Below are 16574 nucleotides of genomic sequence, written 5' to 3' on the forward strand. Positions count from 1 at the left end.
TCATGCCACAAGAAGCTAGCGCCACGATCGGGGTGCTCGCGCTGCAGGGCGGCGTGGAAGAGCACCTGCGCATCCTTGAAGGCCTGGGGGCGGACACGCGCCGGGTGCGCGTGCCGCACGACCTCGAGGGGCTGGATGGGCTGGTGATCCCGGGCGGGGAGTCGAGTGTCATCGACAAGCTCGCCCGCACCTTCGGCGTGGCCGATCCACTGCGGGCGGCTGTAGCCGCAGGCCTTCCCGTGCTCGCCACCTGCGCCGGGCTGATTTATTGCGCCCGCGAGCTGGATAACCCCTCGCCGGGCCAGCAGACCCTGGGGCTGCTCGATATCACCGTGCGGCGCAATGCCTTTGGCAACCAGCGCTTTTCCGCCGAGCGCACCGTGCCGGTCGCGGTCGGGGAAGAAACGCTGCCCATCGAGGCCAGCTTTATCCGCGCCCCGCTGGTCACCCGTGTGGGCGAGGGCGTGGAGGTCATCGCGACCGTGCCGCACGACGGCGCGGAGGAGGCGGTCGTGGGCGTGCGCCACGGCACCGTCACCGCTTTGAGCTTTCACCCGGAAGAAAACGATGAGGCGCGCGTGCATGCCGCCTGGCTGGCCAGTATCCGCTAGGTGCCGGATAGGCCGCGGCGCTTGAGCAGCGGCGCGACGTCCTTATCGCGGCCGCGGAAGTCGCGGTAGGCCGCGCCGAAATCGCGGGAGGCGCCGCGGGAGAGGATGAGGTCCCGGAACTTTTGTCCTGCGGCGCGCAGATCGCTTTGCTCCTTGAACCACTCAAAACCATCGGCATCGAGCGCCTCCGCCCACAGGTAGGAATAGTAGCCCGCGGAGTAGCCACCGGCGAAGATGTGGTTGAAGTACGTCGAGCGATAGCGCGGGGCGATGTGCGGGTTATCCAGGCCCACCGCGCGCAGGGCCTCCTCCTCGAATGAGTCCACCGCCTCCGAGGTAGCATCCAGCGCTGCGGCATCCTTGGCGCTGAGCGAATGCCACGCCAAGTCGATAATGGAGGCCGCCAAGTACTCCGAGGTGGCAAAGCCCTGGCCAAATTCGGAGGCGGCGGTTACGGCATCGAGCAGCTCATCGGAGATCGGATCGCCGGTATCGACGTGGCGCGCGTACTGCTTGACCAGCGATTTATCCAGCGCCCAGTTCTCATTGATCTGCGAGGGGAATTCCACCCAGTCGCGCGGGACGTTGGTGCCGGCGAAGGTGGGGTAGTGGACATCGGAAAGCAGCCCATGCAAGGCATGGCCGAATTCGTGGAAGAGGGTGTGCACCTCGTCCAGGCTCAGCAGGGGCTGGGAACCATCGGCGGGCTTGGTAATGCCCAGCACGTTGACGATGACCGGCTTGCGCTCCAGCAGGCCCGATTGGCCCACGAACTGGCTCATCCACGCGCCACCGCGCTTGGTGGGGCGACCGAAGTAATCCGTGAGCAGCAGGCCGATTCCCTTATCTCCGTGCTCGCCCTGTTCTTTGTGTTCGACATCCTTGTCGAACACCTCCCACACGCGCACGCCCTCGGCATAGCCCTCCAGGTCCTCGCGCGGGATAACGGTAATGCCGTACAGGCGCTCGGCGGCGGCGAATACGCCCTGGGTAAGGACGTTGTCTAGGGGGAAGTACTGGCGCAGCTCTTCCTCGTCGAGCGAGAAGTCGCGGGCGCGGACCTTGGATTCCCAGTAGGGCCAGTCGGCGGCGTGGAAGTCTTGCTCGTTGAGCGTGGCTTCCTCGGCTAATAGCTTGTGTTCGCCGGCGGCATTGGCCGCGGCCGCGGGGGCGAGGTCTGCGAGCATGTCGCGCGCGGCATCGGCGCTGCCAGCGGTTTCTTCCGCGATGACGTAATCGGCGTGGGAGGCATAGCCCAGCAGCTCGGCGCGTTCGGCGCGCAGCTGGACGGCCTCGATAAGCCCTGGAATGTTGTTCTCGGAGCCCCTGCTTGCCGATGCCGCATAGAGCTTTCTGCGCGCCCCCTCCTGCGCCAGCCGGGACTGCTCCGATTGTACGGTGGGCAGCTCGAGCGGGATGACATAGCCTTCGCGGCCTAGGGCCTTGGCATCCGCCTTGGCTGAGGCGATGCGCTCCGGCGGCAGCCCCTCGAGCTCTTCCTCCGTGAACTCGACGGCGCGCTCGCGCGTGGAGGCCATGAGATTGCGGCCGAATTCCTCCGAGAGGGCGGAGAGGCGCTGGTTGATATCGGAGAGGCGGGCCTTGCCGGCGGCATCGAGATCCGCTCCCTGGCGCGCAAAGGTGCGCAGCAGGTGTTCGTGCAGGCGCGCGCCCTCCTCATCGCCGGCGGGTGGGGTGGCGTCCTTGATGCGCTGGTAGAGCTTTTCGTCCTGGTACATCGCATCGTAATGGGCGGACAGGCGCGGATAGATATCGGCGGCGATTACTTCCATCTCATCGGTGACGTCCGTGCCAGAAAGGTTGCCAAAGACCGCCATGACGCGGTCGAGGTCCTGGCCGGATCGCTCGAGGGCCTCCACGGTGTTTTCCCACGTGGGGACGGCGGTGTTTTCGGTAATGGCGGCAAGCTCGGCGTCGTGGCGCGCGAGCGCTTCGTCGAAGGCGGGGCGGTAGTGCTCGACCTTAATCTCCGCAAACGGCGGGAGTTGGTAGGGCAACGATGAAGGGTGGAGTAATGGATTAGTCATAAATGACCAATGTACCCATTAACTCCACCCTGTGTGATGGTATTCACTAAGATTGCTAGCCCACGGGAACGAGCTCCGCGTCTTCATCCTGCTTCTTTGGCGCGGTGGTCTTGCGCTTTCCGGTATTCATCAAGATGATGTCTAGTACGAGGAATGCGGCAAGGGTAATGCCCAAAAGTGGCATAAATACACCGATGGTGGCGGCAAAGAGCGCTCCTAGGCCGGTGGTGGCCCAGGAGAAGTGCCGCTTGGAGCCAGGTGCAAATTGCGGCCGACGCTTCCACCACATGTAGTAGCCCAGCACCACCATGGCGGCGATGGCGAGGCCGAGTGCGAAGAGGGCAATCTGCAGCGGCAGGCCAAACATGATGCCCATGTGCAGGTAGATGCCCCAGCTGCTGAGCTTGCTAAACAGCGGCAGCTCAGAGAATGGAAGGCGGTCGATGACCTCGCCGGTGGAACCGTCGACGGAGACCTCGTCGGAGGTATAGCGCCACTCGACCCAGCGCTCGCTGACCTTCCACCCCGAGTCGGTGTCTTCCGGCGCGTACAGGCGCAGCGGGCCGGTTAGGCCTTCCGCGCGGCCGGTGGCATAGACGCGCTCGGCCTGCTCGGCGATGACCGCCGGCTCCAGTGCCTCGCCCGCAGCTTCCGCATCCCCACCGTGAGTGCCGTGGGCGCCGTGGCCTTCGTGCCCGGCGTGGGCATCGTGTGCGGCATCGGCGGAGGAATCGGTGGTAAGCGCGGTTTCTACCGGCGTGGCCTTCCAGTTCATTTTCTCCACCACGGAATTGACGTTCCCGCCGGCCAGCTGGGACCAGGTGATGCCGGTGGCAGACAGGCCAATGAGCCCGATGAAAATCCAAGCGCCCATCGTGGAGTGCAGGCGGGTGGCCTTCCAGCGTTTGGAGCGCTGCGGCTGGTTCTTTAGCGGCGCGGCAGCCTTCTTAGGCCGGCGGCGAATCCACCACATGTAAAGGCCGCCGCAGGCCAGGACCCACAGCCAGGAGGCGGCTAGCTCGGAATAGAGCTCGCCCGGCTGGCCCAGGTGGAAGCTTTCATGCAGCGAGGAGATCCAGCGGCGCAGCGGCATTTCGCCCAGGCCAGAATAGGTGGGGTAGTCACCAATGACCTCGCCATCGGCCGGATTAATAAACACGGTGCGCTGCAGGCTCTCGTCGATGCCCGGATCCGCCACCAGCACGCGCGTGGAGTCCTTCGCCGATTCTGCCGGCCACACCTGGGAGACCGGCATTTCCGGGTGCTCCTTTTGGGCAGCGCTGATTTGGTCCTCCAGGCTTACCGGGTTATTTACTTCCTCGACGGTCATGACGTCGCGGTAAGCAAAATTTTCCAGGGTGGGCGCCAGTGCGTAGAGGCAGCCGGTCAATGCCGCGATCAGGATAAAGGGGCCGACGAACATGCCGCCGTAGAAGTGTATGCGTTGGATGAAGGAACGCAGAGCCGTCCGACTCATAAAATAGTTCTCTTTCGTGCTTAGTGGTCAGTTGCATGGGTGCTGATATCAACTGCACTAATAGTCGGAACTTAGGCAACCCTGGTTCCCGGAAGGTGAAAAATTTTTTCAGTTGTGTGAAAACGAGGGGGGCGAAAACGACGACACCGCGCGCCCTGCAAAGGGAACGCGCGGTGAAATCTAGCTGGTGAAGAAAGCTCTTACTTCTTCAGGCCGTCGATGATCTCGTTGAACTGTGCGACGGGGCGCATGACAGCGGAGGTCTTCTCGTCGTTGGGCCAGTAGTAGCCGCCGAGGTCGGCGGGCTCACCCTGGGCATCGATAAGAGCCTGGGAGATTTCATCGGCCTTGCCAGAAAGCTCGGAGGCGACGTCCTTGAAGGCGGCCGCGAGATCGGCATCCTCGGTCTGGTTAGCCAGCTCCTCGGCCCAGAAGGTGGCCAGGAAGAAGTGGGAACCGCGGTTGTCGTTCTCGCCCACCTTGCGGGATGGGGACTTGCCCTCATTGAGCAAGCGCTCGGTGGCCTTGTCCAGGGTGGTGGCCAGCACGCCGGCCTTTTCGTTGCCGTTGGTCTGGTTCTCGTGGCGGAAGGACTCGGCCAGCGCCAGGAACTCACCGAGGGAATCCCAGCGCAGGTGGTTTTCTTCCTGCACCTGCTGGACGTGCTTCGGGGCGGAGCCGCCGGCACCGGTCTCGAAGAGGCCGCCGCCTGCCATCAGTGGAACCACGGACAGCATCTTTGCGGAGGTGCCCAGCTCGAGGATGGGGAAGAGGTCCGTGTTGTAGTCACGCAGCACGTTACCGGTCACGGAGATGGTGTCCTCGCCGCGGCGGATGCGCTCGATGGAGGTCTTGGTAGCGGTGACCGGATCCTGGCTCTCGATGTCCAAGCCCTCGGTGTCGTGGTCGTTCAGGTACTTTTCCACCAGGGACTGGATATTGCGGTCGTGGCCGCGCTCTGGGTCGAGCCAGAAGATGGTCTTCATGCCGGACAGGCGGGCGCGGTTGACGGCGAGCTTGACCCAATCCTGGATCGGCTCGTCCTTGGTCTGGCAGGCTCGCCAGATATCGCCGGCCTCGACGTCGTGCTCGATGAGCACCTCGCCCTTGGAGTTGCGGACCTCAACGGTGCCGGCAGCGGGCACCTTGAAGGTCTTGTTGTGGGAGCCGTACTCCTCGGCCTTCTTGGCCATCAGGCCGACGTTCGGAACGGTACCCATGGTGGTGGGGTCAAAGGCGCCGTTTTCCTTGCAGTCCTCGATGACGGCCTGGTACACACCGGCGTAGGAGGAATCCGGGATGACGGCGAGGGTGTCCTGCTCCTCGTCGTTCTTATTCCACATGTGGCCGGAGGTGCGGATCATTGCCGGCATGGAGGCGTCAATGATGACATCGGAAGGCACATGCAGGTTGGTGATGCCCTTGTGGGAGTTGACCATGGCGAGATCGGGGCCATCGGCAAGCGCGGTGTCGAAAGCAGCCTTGATCTCCTCGCCATTGTCGAGCTTGTCCAGGCCCTCCAGGATGGAGCCCAAGCCGTTCTCGCCGTTCAGGCCGGCGGAGATGAGCTCATCGCCGTACTTATCAAAGACATCGGCGAAGTAGGTGCGTACCACGTGGCCGAAGAGGATGGGGTCAGAGACCTTCATCATGGTGGCCTTCAGGTGGGTGGAAAAGAGCACGCCCTCTTCCTTGGCGCGCTTGACCTGCTGGAGCAGGAACTCATCGAGGGCCTTGGCGGACATGAAGGTGCCGTCAATGACCTCGTCCTTAAGAACCGGCAGTTCCGGCAGCAGGGTCTGCTCGCCGTCGGCGGTCTTCAGCACGATGGACAGGGTGTCTTCCTCAGGGATGATGACGGACTTCTCGTTGTGGCGGAAGTCGTTATCGTCCATGGTGGCGACGTTGGTCTTGGAATCCTTGGACCATTCACCCATGCGGTGCGGGTGCTTCTTAACAAAGTTCTTTACGGCCTCCGGCGCGCGGCGGTCGGAATTGCCCTCACGCAGGACAGGGTTAACGGCGGAGCCCTTGACGGAATCGTAGCGGGCCGCGATGTCCTTTTCCTCGTCGGTGGACGGGTTATCCGGGTAATCAGGCAGATCGTAGCCGGCGGCCTGCAGCTCGGCGATGGCCTTCTTCAGCTGCACCAGGGAAGCCGAGATATTCGGCAGCTTGATGATATTAGCCTCTGGGGTCTTGGCCATCTTGCCCAGCTCAGCCAGGGCGTCTTCCACCTTCTGCTCCTCGGTGAGGCGCTCCGGGAACTGCGCGGCGATGCGGGCAGCCAGGGAAATATCGCGGGTTTCTACGTCAATGCCCGCGGTGGAAGCGAAGGCCTCCACGATGGGCTTGAGGGAGTAGGTCGCCAGAAGCGGCGCCTCATCGGTACGGGTCCACGTAATCTTAGCCATGATTCTCCTATTAAATGTGGGAAAATTTCTTCAGGTGACCAGATTACCGATTTTGTCCGCTCCATGTGGAGCGCTCGGTACATTCTGGGGCTGGGTGGCATCGGTCACGGGGCCATGCGCTGGGTAAATCTCTTCACCTGTCCACGCCCTGAACATGCTTTATGCGCAGGTGGGGTGTATCGTCGCCCCTCGTGAAAATTATCGATCAGTTAAGCCCGCGCAGCGCCCATGAACACCGCATTCACCGTCGGCCTTTGCCCCGCCAGACGGAGATTTCTACTGCGCGCCGCACCATCGTCATGGTGGCGATGGCCCTTGGTGCGTTTGCTATCGGTACTACCGAGTTCGTCTCGATGGGCCTGCTGCCGCTGATCGCGGAGGATTTCGGGGTTTCTGAAGATACCGCCTCCACGCTGATTACTACCTACGCGCTCGGCGTGGTGGTCGGTGCGCCCCTGATTGCGGCGTTTACCGGCAAGCTCCCGCGCCGCCGCCTCATCCTCTTGCTCATCGGCTTTTTGGTGGTGGGCAACCTGCTCTCGGTCCTCGCGCCGAATTACTGGGTGCTCATGGTGGCACGCTTCATCGCCGGCATGCCCCACGGCGCGTATTTCTCCGTGGCCAACCTATCTGCGGCATCGATGGCCCCTCCCGGCGGGCGCGGCAAGGCCATGGCTTTTGTGGGCATGGGCCTTGCCATCGCCACGGTCATCGGCGTGCCCGCGGCACAGGCCTTGGGTTCCGCGCTGGGCTGGCACGCGGCCTACCTGGTGGTCGTGGTCATCGGCCTTATTACCGCCGTGGCCCTGTTCTTCCTCATGCCGCACATGACGGAGATGAAACAGACCGATATCCGCACCGAGTTCGGCGCCTTTAAAAACAGCCAGGTGTGGCTCACCGTCATCATGGGCGTGGTGGGTTTCGGCGGCATGTTCTCCGTCTACACGTATATTTCCTGGACCATGACCGAGGTCGCGGGCCTGAGCGATAGACTGATTTGGGTCGTGCTCATGGCCTACGGCATTGGCATGACGATTGGCAATGCCTTTGGCGGCTGGTTGGCGGACCGCAACCTCGAATTCGGGATCATTTTCGCCTTGGCCAGCCTGATCATCATCCTCACGGCCTTCTACTTCCTGTCCAGCCACGCCATCCCGGCCACCATTTGCTTTGGCATGGTGGCGTTTATGGGCTCCACGCTGGTGCCATCCCTGCAGCTACGCTTGGTCCACGTGGCGGGCGATGCCCAAACCTTATCCGCAGCGCTCAACCAGTCCGCGCTCAATATCGCGAACGCGGCCGGTGCGACCATCGGCGGCATCGTCGTCGGCGCGGGCTTGGGTTACTCTGCTCCGGCGCTGGCGGGCGCCGGCTTGGCGGCCGCGGGTTGCGTTGTGTGGGCGATAACAATGTGGGATAAAAAACGCCTTGCCAATCGCGGCTAGAACTACCACCGCACACGCCTATATTCTGGAGCACCATGAGCCTTACCATCGCTAGCGTCAACGTCAACGGAATCCGCGCCGCGTGCAAGCAGCGCAATGAGAATAACCCCGGCATGAATGCCTGGTTGGAACAGACCCCGGCCGATATCGTGCTGATGCAAGAGGTCCGCGCCACCCCGGACCAAGCCAGAAAGGCCCTGGCACCAGCCCTGGAGGCGGGCTGGCACTTGGAGCTTGCCGATGCCGCCGCCAAGGGCCGCGCCGGAGTAGGCATCCTCTCTCGCACGCCGCTTGCCGATGTCGAAATCGGTTTCGGTTCCTTCACCGACGCCGGCCGCTGGATTGCCGCTACCACCCGCGATATCCGCGTGGCCTCGCTGTATCTGCCCTCCGGCGATACCGATTCGCCGAAGCTGGATGAAAAATACCGCTTCTTGGATGAATTCGATTCCGTGCTGGCAGAAAACGCCGATAAGGACATGGTCATCGGCGGCGACTGGAATATCTGCCACCGCGCCCAGGATTTGAAGAATAATAAGGCCAACGAGAAGAAGGCCGGCCACCTGCCAGAAGAGCGCGCCTTTTTGGACCACGTCTTCGGCAGCTTCCCGGATGAGACGCCGCAGGAGAAAAAGAACTTGGGTGAGTGGCTCGGCGTCGTGGACTACGCGGGCACCACGCCGTGGGAGCCGTCCACCGCGCCGCAGTGGTTCGACGTGGCGCGTCGGCTCCACCCAGAGGCCGATGGGCCCTATACCTGGTGGACCTACCGCGGCCAGGCCTTCAATAACGATGCGGGCTGGCGCATCGACTACCAAGCCGCAACTCAGCCGCTGCTCGATCGCGCGCAGCGCACCTGGGTGGATAAGGCCCCGACCGTGGAGCAGCGCTGGTCCGATCACTCGCCGCTCCTGGTGGAATACGCCTGATGTCGCCGCTATTTAGCGTCCTGTACGTCATTGGTATTACCGCCGAGTCCATGACCGCTGCGCTATCGGCCGGACGGCAGAAGCTCGATCTCTTCGGCGTGACGATGATCGCCTCCATCACGGCGCTAGGCGGCGGCACCGTCCGCGATATCGTGCTCGCGGATCCGCCGCTGACCTGGGTGGAGCACCCCATCTATCTGGTCATCGTCATCGCCGCCGCCATCGTCACGGTGGGCATGTCCTTCCTCATGCACTATTTCCGCTACCTCTTCCTCATCCTCGATGCCTTGGGGCTGGCGGTCTTTTCCGTGCTGGGCACCCAGATTGCCGCGCACTTGGGCTACGGCTTCATCATCGCCTCGGTATCCGCGGTCATCTCCGGCGTCTTCGGCGGCGTGTTGCGTGATCTGCTCTCAGACCGCATTCCGCTGGTATTTTCTGGCGAATTTTACGCGGCCATCTCGATCCTCGCGGCCGGACTCTACATGATTCTCCTGCGCGCCGGGCTATCGGAGGAACCCACGGCGATCATTACCGCCTTGGTCTGCTTCGCTGCGCGCCTTGCGGCTATCTACTTCAAGACGGGCCTGCCCGTCTTTGAATACCGCGATGGTGAGCAACAGATGGATCCGCGCCTGCGGCTATCGGCGCGCATCGTGCGCGATGGTGCCCGCCGTGCAAAGCGGAAGGCGGGCGCGGCCACCCGCTACGCCAGCCCGATTACCCGGCCGCTGGGCCGCAGCAAGCGCAACGCAAGCGATTTTTCCTCCCCGCTCAGCCTCGAGGAGCTAAATAACAACCGGATTGCACGGCCGACCGCCCGCTCATCCATTACCCGCCCCAGCGGCAAGCACTCACCTGGGGCGAGGGGAGTGGATGCGCAGCAGCAATGGACCTTCAACAAGGAGGATGTGGGCAGGCAAAGGACCCCCAAGCACAAGCAGTAGTGCTAGTATAAACACGTTAAAAATTTCGAAATCTGCAACGGAGAAAGTTCATGGCTCGCGCAATTATTCCTTTTGTCCTTGGCGCCGTAATCCTCGCCTTGAGCATCTGGTGGTGGACTACTGTCGGACCGTCCTTCGCCTTCCTTGGCCCCATCGTTCTCATGGGCGTCGGCGGTGCCTTCATGGTGACCGGTTTCGCCATCTTCATGGACATCGTCAGCCCCACCTCCCGCAAGGTCTAAGGGGAAAGGTCTGAGATGAAAGCTATCGATCTGCTCACGGACATGGCGCAGCGCCCGCTCGATGCGCTCTCCGCATTGCCGGAGTTGAGCAACGAGACCGCCAATGCGCACTTTGGTGATCACCCGAACTCGATCACGTGGCTGCTATGGCACACTGGCCGCATGGCAGACCTGCAGCTTGCGCAACTGACCGGGGAAGAAGAGCTGTGGCAGCGCTACGACCTCGACCTGCCGGACGCCATGGGCTATGGCCAATCGGCGGAGGAAGCGCGTGCCGTGACCACGCAGGACATCGGCAAGCTCCGCAGCTATACCCAGGAAGCATTGGAGCAGGTCAAGGCGTATGTGACCTCGCTGGAGGATGACAACCTCGATGACGTGATCGACACCTCGTGGACGCCGCACGTTACCCGCGGTGTCCGGCTGGTCTCGATTTTTGATGATGCCGCGCAGCATCTTGGGGCGGCCAATCAACAAGCAAAAATGACGGAGTAACATTACCTGACATGACTGATTCCACTGCATCTAATTCTGCATCCCGCGTACTTTCCGGCATTCAGCCCACCGCTGATTCCTATCACTTGGGAAATTACTTGGGAGCGCTCAAGCAGTGGATCGATCTGCAGGAAGGCTACGATGCCTTTTACTTCATCCCGGATCTGCACGCGATTACCGTGGAGCAGAATCCGGAGGAGCTGCGCAACCGCACCATGGCCGGTGCGGCGCAGCTCATCGCGCTGGGCATCGACTCGGAGAAATCCACCCTCTTCGTCCAGTCCCACGTGCCCGCCCATGCGGAGCTGACCTGGGTATTCCAGTGCCTGACCGGCTTCGGTGAGGCCTCCCGCATGACGCAGTTCAAGGATAAATCCGCCAAGCGCGGCGCCGATCGCACTTCGGTGGGCCTTTTTACCTACCCCATCCTGATGGCCGCCGATATCCTGCTGTATTCGCCGGATTACGTGCCAGTGGGCGAGGACCAGCGCCAGCACTTGGAGCTCACCCGCAATCTGGCTGAGCGCTTCAACAATAAATACGGCGAGACCTTCCACGTGCCGGAGCCGTTCATTCCAGAGGGCGCGGCGAAGATCTATGACCTGCAGGACCCGACGTCCAAGATGTCTAAGTCCGGCCCCAACCCCAAGGGCTTGGTCAACCTGCTCGACGCCCCGAAGACCTCTGCCAAGCGCATTAAGTCCGCCGTGACCGATGACCTGGGCTCGGTCGCCTTCGACCGGGAAAACCAGCCGGGCGTATCGAACCTGCTGGTCATCCAGTCCGCGCTGACCGGCGAGTCCATCGACTCCTTGGTGGAAAAGTACGCCGGCAAGGGCTACGGGCACCTGAAGGTGGATACCGCGGAGGCGCTCGAGGCCTTTACCACCCCGCTCAAGCAGCGCTATGACGAGCTCATGGCGGATCGCGGCGAGCTGGAGCGCATCTTGGAGCGCGGCGCCCAGACCGCACAGGAAGTAGCGCAGCCGCTTGTCGATGCCGTCTATGAAAAAGTCGGCTTCCTTCCTCGCCCGCGCAGGTAGTAGGTACCCCTTAACCCACCCCACCGAGGGACAAGTGGGTGTTTGCCAGCTACGCTATACGGGATAAGCGCTGTGCGAACAAGAAGGGAAGCACGTGTCCACCACCACGCAATCCTCCTCTAAGAAGACGGACCACTACGGCATCGAGCGTGCGAACGCCGATGATCCGGGAGCGATAGATAAGGTACGGCGTAAATCGCCCTTTGTTGACCACCTCATGCGCATGCAGGAGCGCTATGCCGCAGAAGGCGGCAACCAGTTTTCTGCTGGCATTACCTATTACTCGGTCCTGTCCATCTTCCCGTTGGCGATGCTGCTGGTGGCCACCATCGCCGCTGTCCTTGCTAACCGTGAGGACCTGCTCAATGACTTGCAGTCCTATATCACCGACTCCATTGACGGGAACCTCAGCGAGTCGGTCAATGAGATTTTGGATACGGCCATCGACCAGCGCGGCGCCATGTTCGGTATTGGTGGTTTGACTACTCTGTGGTCCGGACTGGGGTGGATGAACCACCTGCGCATCGGCATTTCTGCCATGTGGGGCATCGATGCCAATGACGGCGGCTCCTTCCTGAAAAAGAAGTTCTCTGACCTTCTGGGGCTTATCGGCCTGATCATTGCCTTTGTCGTCGCCTTCGGCGTGACCGCGGCGGGTTCCTCCGGCCTTACGCAGAAGATATTTGACCTCTTAGGTATCGATTCTTTCCCCGGCATGGGTTATGTCTTCTTCTTCAGTGGCTTGTTGCTGGGACTTATCGCCAACTTCATCGTCATGTGGTGGCTGATTATGATCCTGCCGCGCACGAAGGTGCCTAAGAAGTCCGGCTTTATCGGCGCTGCCATTGGTGCGGTGGCATTCGAGGCCATTAAGCAGCTGTCCACGGTGATTATGTCCTCTGCCACCGGCAGCCCGGCCGGTGCGGTCTTTGGCCCGGTCATCGTCCTGATGATTGTCATGTACCTGGTGTGGCGCGTGGTGCTGTATATCTCCGCATGGACTGCGACGACCGCAGAATCCCTGAAGTATGCGCACCCGCCGGTTCCAGAACCCGCCGTTATTCGCGTGCGCAATGAGGTGCGCGAGGGCGCACCGGCCGGCGCGGTCTTCGGCGTGGGTGCCGCTTTGGGCGCTGCGGCCGTGGGCGTGGCGAAGCTTTTCCGCCGGAAATAAAAATCCTCCCTACGGGGGAGGAGTGCGCCGAGCTATACCTTTAAGATAGGACACTATGAACGCCGATGATATTGCCCCAGACTTCTACGAAAAGTGGGACCTCGACCGCAATGGTGGCGAGGATGAGCTTTCCGTTTTATTGGAAGCAAAAGACATCAAGCTCGGGCAGCAGGGATATAACCAGGATGAGCCGCGGCGCGTCCAGCTGCGCATAGCGGCCAGCATCCTGGGTTCGGCGAAGAAGAGGGCCGAATACGATGAAGCATTGCGCACTGGTCTCCGCCCGACGTGGGGCGAGCTCGGCACGCTGAGCTCGGTGGGGCAGTGGTCGCCGGCGCCGCGCCCGCAACCGAGCTTCCACGATCAACCGCAGGGCCCGGCGCAGGTGCCGGGTTTTGCCCAGCCTAGCCCGTATGCCTCCCCGTACGCGCGCGATCCATTCGCCCAGCATGCCTCGCCGCAGCAGCAGATGGTGCCATCGCCCGCTGCCGCGCCGGCGCCAGTCCAGCACCAAGCGCAGAAACGGCCGTCCCAGGAAACGCGCATCGGCATGGGCATCTTGGACTTTTTCTTGGCCGGCGGCATCAGCAGCGCGGTTGGCGCGGGCGTCGACGAGCTCGCGGATGTGGAAGCGTTGTCCTTTGTTGTTGCCTGCATCGTGATGGTGGTTTACGTCCTGGGCAGCGAGGTATGGATGGGCGCTAGCCCGGCAAAGATTCTTGCCGGCTATACCGTGCGGGACGTGGATACGAAGGAAAAGCTCAGCCTTAGCCAGTCCGCCAAGCGCCAGTGGTGGCGCCTTATCAACGTGATCCCTGGCATTGGGCAATTGGTGGGCATGCTGGGCGCGGTGGTGCACGCGACCACCATCAACGAGGAAAACAACCTGCGCGGTTCCCACGACGATCTCGCAAACGCCGAAGTGGTTAAGAGGAAGCCGCGCAAGTAGAACGCCGCATGGCGCAACTTCGGGCAGATACCTACGATGGTGCGCATGCACGATGCACCATTAATTAGCCCCGAAAATAAGGATTCCGCCGAGAGCGTGGTGGAACAACTTCCAAAGGTATCCCTGTGGGAACCGGTCCGCTCGCAGGCCAGCACCGCGGAGGAATTGAACGCGGATATCCGCGAGCAGTGCGCCCAGCTTGCCGATGACCACCTGGTCTACGCCGAGCTGCAGCTCAACCCTGCGGCTTACTCTTTCGATACGTCCGCAGTCGTACGCGAGGTGGCCGCGGAACGATTCGGAGATCTCGAGGTACGGTTTGTCCTCGAGGCGGCAGAGCCGGCGGCTAATGCCGAGGACTCTGCGGGCATTGCTGGCTACACCCTGCCGGAGGGGAATGCTGCCGCCGCGGCGGAGTTCCGCACGAAGTACCTGCCTACCCAGATCGCGGTGGGCGAGGATTTCGCCGCTACCGAAAGCGCCGCCCAGGCCGGCGTGAACCGTTTGCTGCGACCGGTGAATATGATTGATGATTTCACCGCCGATGTCGATGGAATCCGCCCAGGCAAGGCCTCCGGATGGATCCGTGACCGACACATTCCACTGGTATTTTCGCCCGTGGACGATGTTGAGGAACTCACTGATCACCCGCTGCCGCTGTTACAGCAGCTTGGTTTTACCTGCTCGGTCTCCTCCGGAGATTCCACGCTGAGCAGGCAGTTTCTCGCCTTGAGCGAGACCTTTGGGTACGGACTGGAGGAGTTTTTCGATCTTACCGTGAAGGCGATTGAGAATATTTTCGACACCGAAGAAACAAGGCAGCGTATCCTTGAGACCGTTGTCCTTCCGGCCTACGAGGACCTCTCCGATCCGGAACTTGCCGGCCCCGATACTGAGGAGTCGCTCCAAGATTCCGGGTTCTCAATGAACCTGAATGACAACGCTTCCGAAGAGTAATAGATAGTTAATCTACATAAAGGAGGAAGACATGCCTTCCGCACTATTCGTTGTTACCGCCGCTGATAAGTGGACGCTTGCTGATGGCAGCGCCCGCCCTACCGGTTACTGGGCCGAGGAGCTCATCGCTCCGCACCGCGTGTTTAAGAACGCTGGTTGGGATATCGACTTTGCTACGCCGAACGCAAAGGCACCAGTAGTAGACGAGTACAGCCTCGAGGTATTGTCTGAGGGCGACCGCGCCGAGCAGGAGAACTACCTCGCAGAAATCGGCCCGGACCTGGAAGACCCACTGAACCTGGCCGATGTTAAGGAAGCCGACTACGACCTCGTCTTTTACCCCGGCGGCCACGGCCCGATGGAGGACTTGGCTTATGACCAGGACTCTGCCAAGCTGCTGCAGGAGCGCATCGACTCCGGTCGCGCGCTATCCCTGGTCTGCCACGCACCGGCTGCATTGCTCGCGCTGGACAATGACAACTGGCCACTCAAGGGCTACACCATGACCGGCTTTACCAACGCCGAAGAGGGCGAGGAGACCATCGCCGCTGCCAAGTGGGTTGTTGAGACCCGCCTGCGCGAGCTCGGCGCTGATTTCAAGCAGACCGATCCGATGCAGCCTTATGTCGAGGTTGACCGCAACCTCTACACGGGCCAGAACCCAGCATCCTCTGAGCCTTTGGCACAGCGCATCCTGCGCGACTTTTAATGCGGGCGCTGAAAGCTCTCGCTGCAGGTAGTGCGGTAGTAGGGGCGGCGGCATATATAAAGAGCCGCCGTCCTTATCTACGCAGCGTTGCTCCTGAGCTTCGCAGCCCATTACTGTACCTGCCGCTGCACTTGCTTTCGGGTGATCGATTCGCTCGAACGAGCAGGTTATTTGCCAATATGGACGTGGCACGTCCGAAGTGGCGTCCGGTGGACATCGAAGAGCTATCTTGTTCTTTTGAAGGCCAAGCATTCCGTGCCCGCGTTATTACTCCACGCGGAGATGGAGCGCCAGCCGAGCCACGTCCCGTGGTGATGTGGATTCACGGCGGAGGTCACCTGCTCGGTGGTCCCGCGATGCATGATCCCCAAACTTCGCTCATCGCATCGGAGCTGGGGGCCATCGTCATCGCACCGCGCTATCACAAATCCACGCAGGAACCTTTTCCTGCGGATCTGGAAGAGTGTTATGCCGCTTTGCGCTGGATGCAGGAAAATGGCGAGCTTTTAGGCGCGGATACTTCGCGCATTGCGGTCGCTGGCGATAGCGCCGGCGGTGGCTTGGCCGCAGGCCTTGCCCAGCGCACGGTGGATGAAGGTCATTCCATTCGAGCGCTTGGATTGGTCTATCCAATGCTTGATCACCGCACCATTGTTAAAGAGGGTGCGGTGGGGCAGTTTATTTGTCCTCCGAATTTAAATCGCGGCGCTTGGGATATGTACTTAGGCAAGGACCATTTAGGAACCCCGCTGCCACCGTATGCATCGCCGGCGACGCGTTCGGATCACTCGGGGATGCCGCCCACGTGGATCGGCGTGGGAGACATCGACCTTTTTCATGATGAATCCGTAGCCTTTGCTACCGCACTGCAGAACGCCGGAGTCGAGACCACACTTGATGTGTATGCAGGTGCTTATCACGGCTTCGATCAGGTACGCCCGCGTGCGCCCCAGTCGCGCAGAATGCTGGCAGATCTTATCGAGCACCTCGGTTCTCACCTCTAGCCGCACTTTATGTGGCGCGAAGTGTAGGTGAAAATGCAGCAACCGCCCCAGTCTGACGCGGGCTTGTTTTAGGGACCGGTAAGGCGGTACCAGGTACCGGGGTGGCGGTAGCCGCCCGGTAGCCGGTTTT

15 protein-coding genes are annotated in these 16574 nt (G+C 61.6%); 12 read left to right on the forward strand and 3 right to left on the reverse strand.

The genetic code is table 11. From position 1 onward, the window contains the following. The first annotated feature begins 2 nt into the window (after positions 1 to 2). Entirely contained in the window at positions 3 to 611 is a 609-nt protein-coding gene (pdxT, locus tag QP908_RS06825; RefSeq protein WP_239270112.1) for a pyridoxal 5'-phosphate synthase glutaminase subunit PdxT, read from the forward strand. Here the strand turns inward: pdxT and QP908_RS06830 are convergent. The 3 genes from QP908_RS06830 to QP908_RS06840 all read right to left on the reverse strand — a co-directional run bounded on the left by QP908_RS06830 (position 608) and on the right by QP908_RS06840 (position 6550). Continuing rightward, positions 608 to 2659 (reverse strand): M3 family metallopeptidase, encoded by a 2052-nt coding sequence (locus tag QP908_RS06830; protein ID WP_239270111.1) that lies wholly within the window; start codon positions 2657 to 2659, stop codon positions 608 to 610. The two genes, pdxT and QP908_RS06830, sit on opposite strands and share 4 nt — an antisense overlap. A 55-nt stretch (positions 2660 to 2714) precedes the next feature. Next, on the reverse strand, positions 2715 to 4136 hold the full coding sequence (locus QP908_RS06835) for a PepSY-associated TM helix domain-containing protein (RefSeq protein ID WP_284771948.1): 1422 nt from the start codon (positions 4134 to 4136) through the stop codon (positions 2715 to 2717). A 200-nt stretch (positions 4137 to 4336) separates the two neighbouring features. Further along, positions 4337 to 6550, reverse strand: coding sequence for an NADP-dependent isocitrate dehydrogenase (locus QP908_RS06840; protein ID WP_284771949.1), 2214 nt, complete (start codon positions 6548 to 6550; stop codon positions 4337 to 4339). 191 nt (positions 6551 to 6741) lie between these two features. On the opposite strand from QP908_RS06840, the gene QP908_RS06845 reads away from it, so the two are divergent. The 11 genes from QP908_RS06845 to QP908_RS06895 all read left to right on the forward strand — a co-directional run bounded on the left by QP908_RS06845 (position 6742) and on the right by QP908_RS06895 (position 16444). Continuing rightward, the gene (locus QP908_RS06845; protein WP_284771950.1) at positions 6742 to 7995 is read left to right on the forward strand and encodes an MFS transporter; all 1254 of its coding nucleotides are present in this window, start codon (positions 6742 to 6744) and stop codon (positions 7993 to 7995) included. 35 nt (positions 7996 to 8030) lie between these two features. Next, positions 8031 to 8924: an exodeoxyribonuclease III gene (locus QP908_RS06850; protein WP_284771951.1), complete on the forward strand. Its 894-nt coding sequence runs from the start codon at positions 8031 to 8033 to the stop codon at positions 8922 to 8924. Continuing rightward, a complete protein-coding gene (locus tag QP908_RS06855) occupies positions 8924 to 9871 on the forward strand; it encodes a trimeric intracellular cation channel family protein (protein ID WP_284771952.1) in 948 nt (315 codons plus the stop codon). The genes QP908_RS06850 and QP908_RS06855 overlap by 1 nt, the downstream gene beginning before the upstream one ends. Positions 9872 to 9921: 50 nt before the next feature. Further along, the gene (locus QP908_RS06860; protein ID WP_239270105.1) at positions 9922 to 10113 is read left to right on the forward strand and encodes a hypothetical protein; all 192 of its coding nucleotides are present in this window, start codon (positions 9922 to 9924) and stop codon (positions 10111 to 10113) included. Between the two features lie 15 nt (positions 10114 to 10128). Next, positions 10129 to 10608, forward strand: a complete 480-nt coding sequence (locus QP908_RS06865; protein WP_284771953.1) for a DinB family protein — start codon at positions 10129 to 10131, stop codon at positions 10606 to 10608. Between the two features lie 11 nt (positions 10609 to 10619). Beyond that, complete coding sequence (gene trpS / locus QP908_RS06870; protein WP_284771954.1) at positions 10620 to 11651, forward strand: tryptophan--tRNA ligase; 1032 nt, start codon at positions 10620 to 10622, stop codon at positions 11649 to 11651. 94 nt (positions 11652 to 11745) lie between these two features. Further along, on the forward strand, positions 11746 to 12825 hold the full coding sequence (locus tag QP908_RS06875) for a YhjD/YihY/BrkB family envelope integrity protein (protein WP_239270102.1): 1080 nt from the start codon (positions 11746 to 11748) through the stop codon (positions 12823 to 12825). A 55-nt stretch (positions 12826 to 12880) separates the two neighbouring features. After that, positions 12881 to 13774 (forward strand): RDD family protein, encoded by an 894-nt coding sequence (locus QP908_RS06880; protein WP_239270101.1) that lies wholly within the window; start codon positions 12881 to 12883, stop codon positions 13772 to 13774. A gap of 45 nt (positions 13775 to 13819) precedes the next feature. After that, complete coding sequence (locus tag QP908_RS06885) at positions 13820 to 14731, forward strand: amidohydrolase family protein (RefSeq protein ID WP_370657803.1); 912 nt, start codon at positions 13820 to 13822, stop codon at positions 14729 to 14731. A gap of 31 nt (positions 14732 to 14762) precedes the next feature. After that, complete coding sequence (locus tag QP908_RS06890) at positions 14763 to 15440, forward strand: type 1 glutamine amidotransferase domain-containing protein (protein WP_239270099.1); 678 nt, start codon at positions 14763 to 14765, stop codon at positions 15438 to 15440. 179 nt (positions 15441 to 15619) lie between these two features. After that, complete coding sequence (locus tag QP908_RS06895) at positions 15620 to 16444, forward strand: alpha/beta hydrolase fold domain-containing protein (protein ID WP_239275584.1); 825 nt, start codon at positions 15620 to 15622, stop codon at positions 16442 to 16444. Positions 16445 to 16574: the final 130 nt, after the last annotated feature.

Origin of the sequence: Corynebacterium sp. MSK204 (assembly GCF_030229885.1) — a bacterium.
GTDB lineage: Bacteria > Actinomycetota > Actinomycetes > Mycobacteriales > Mycobacteriaceae > Corynebacterium.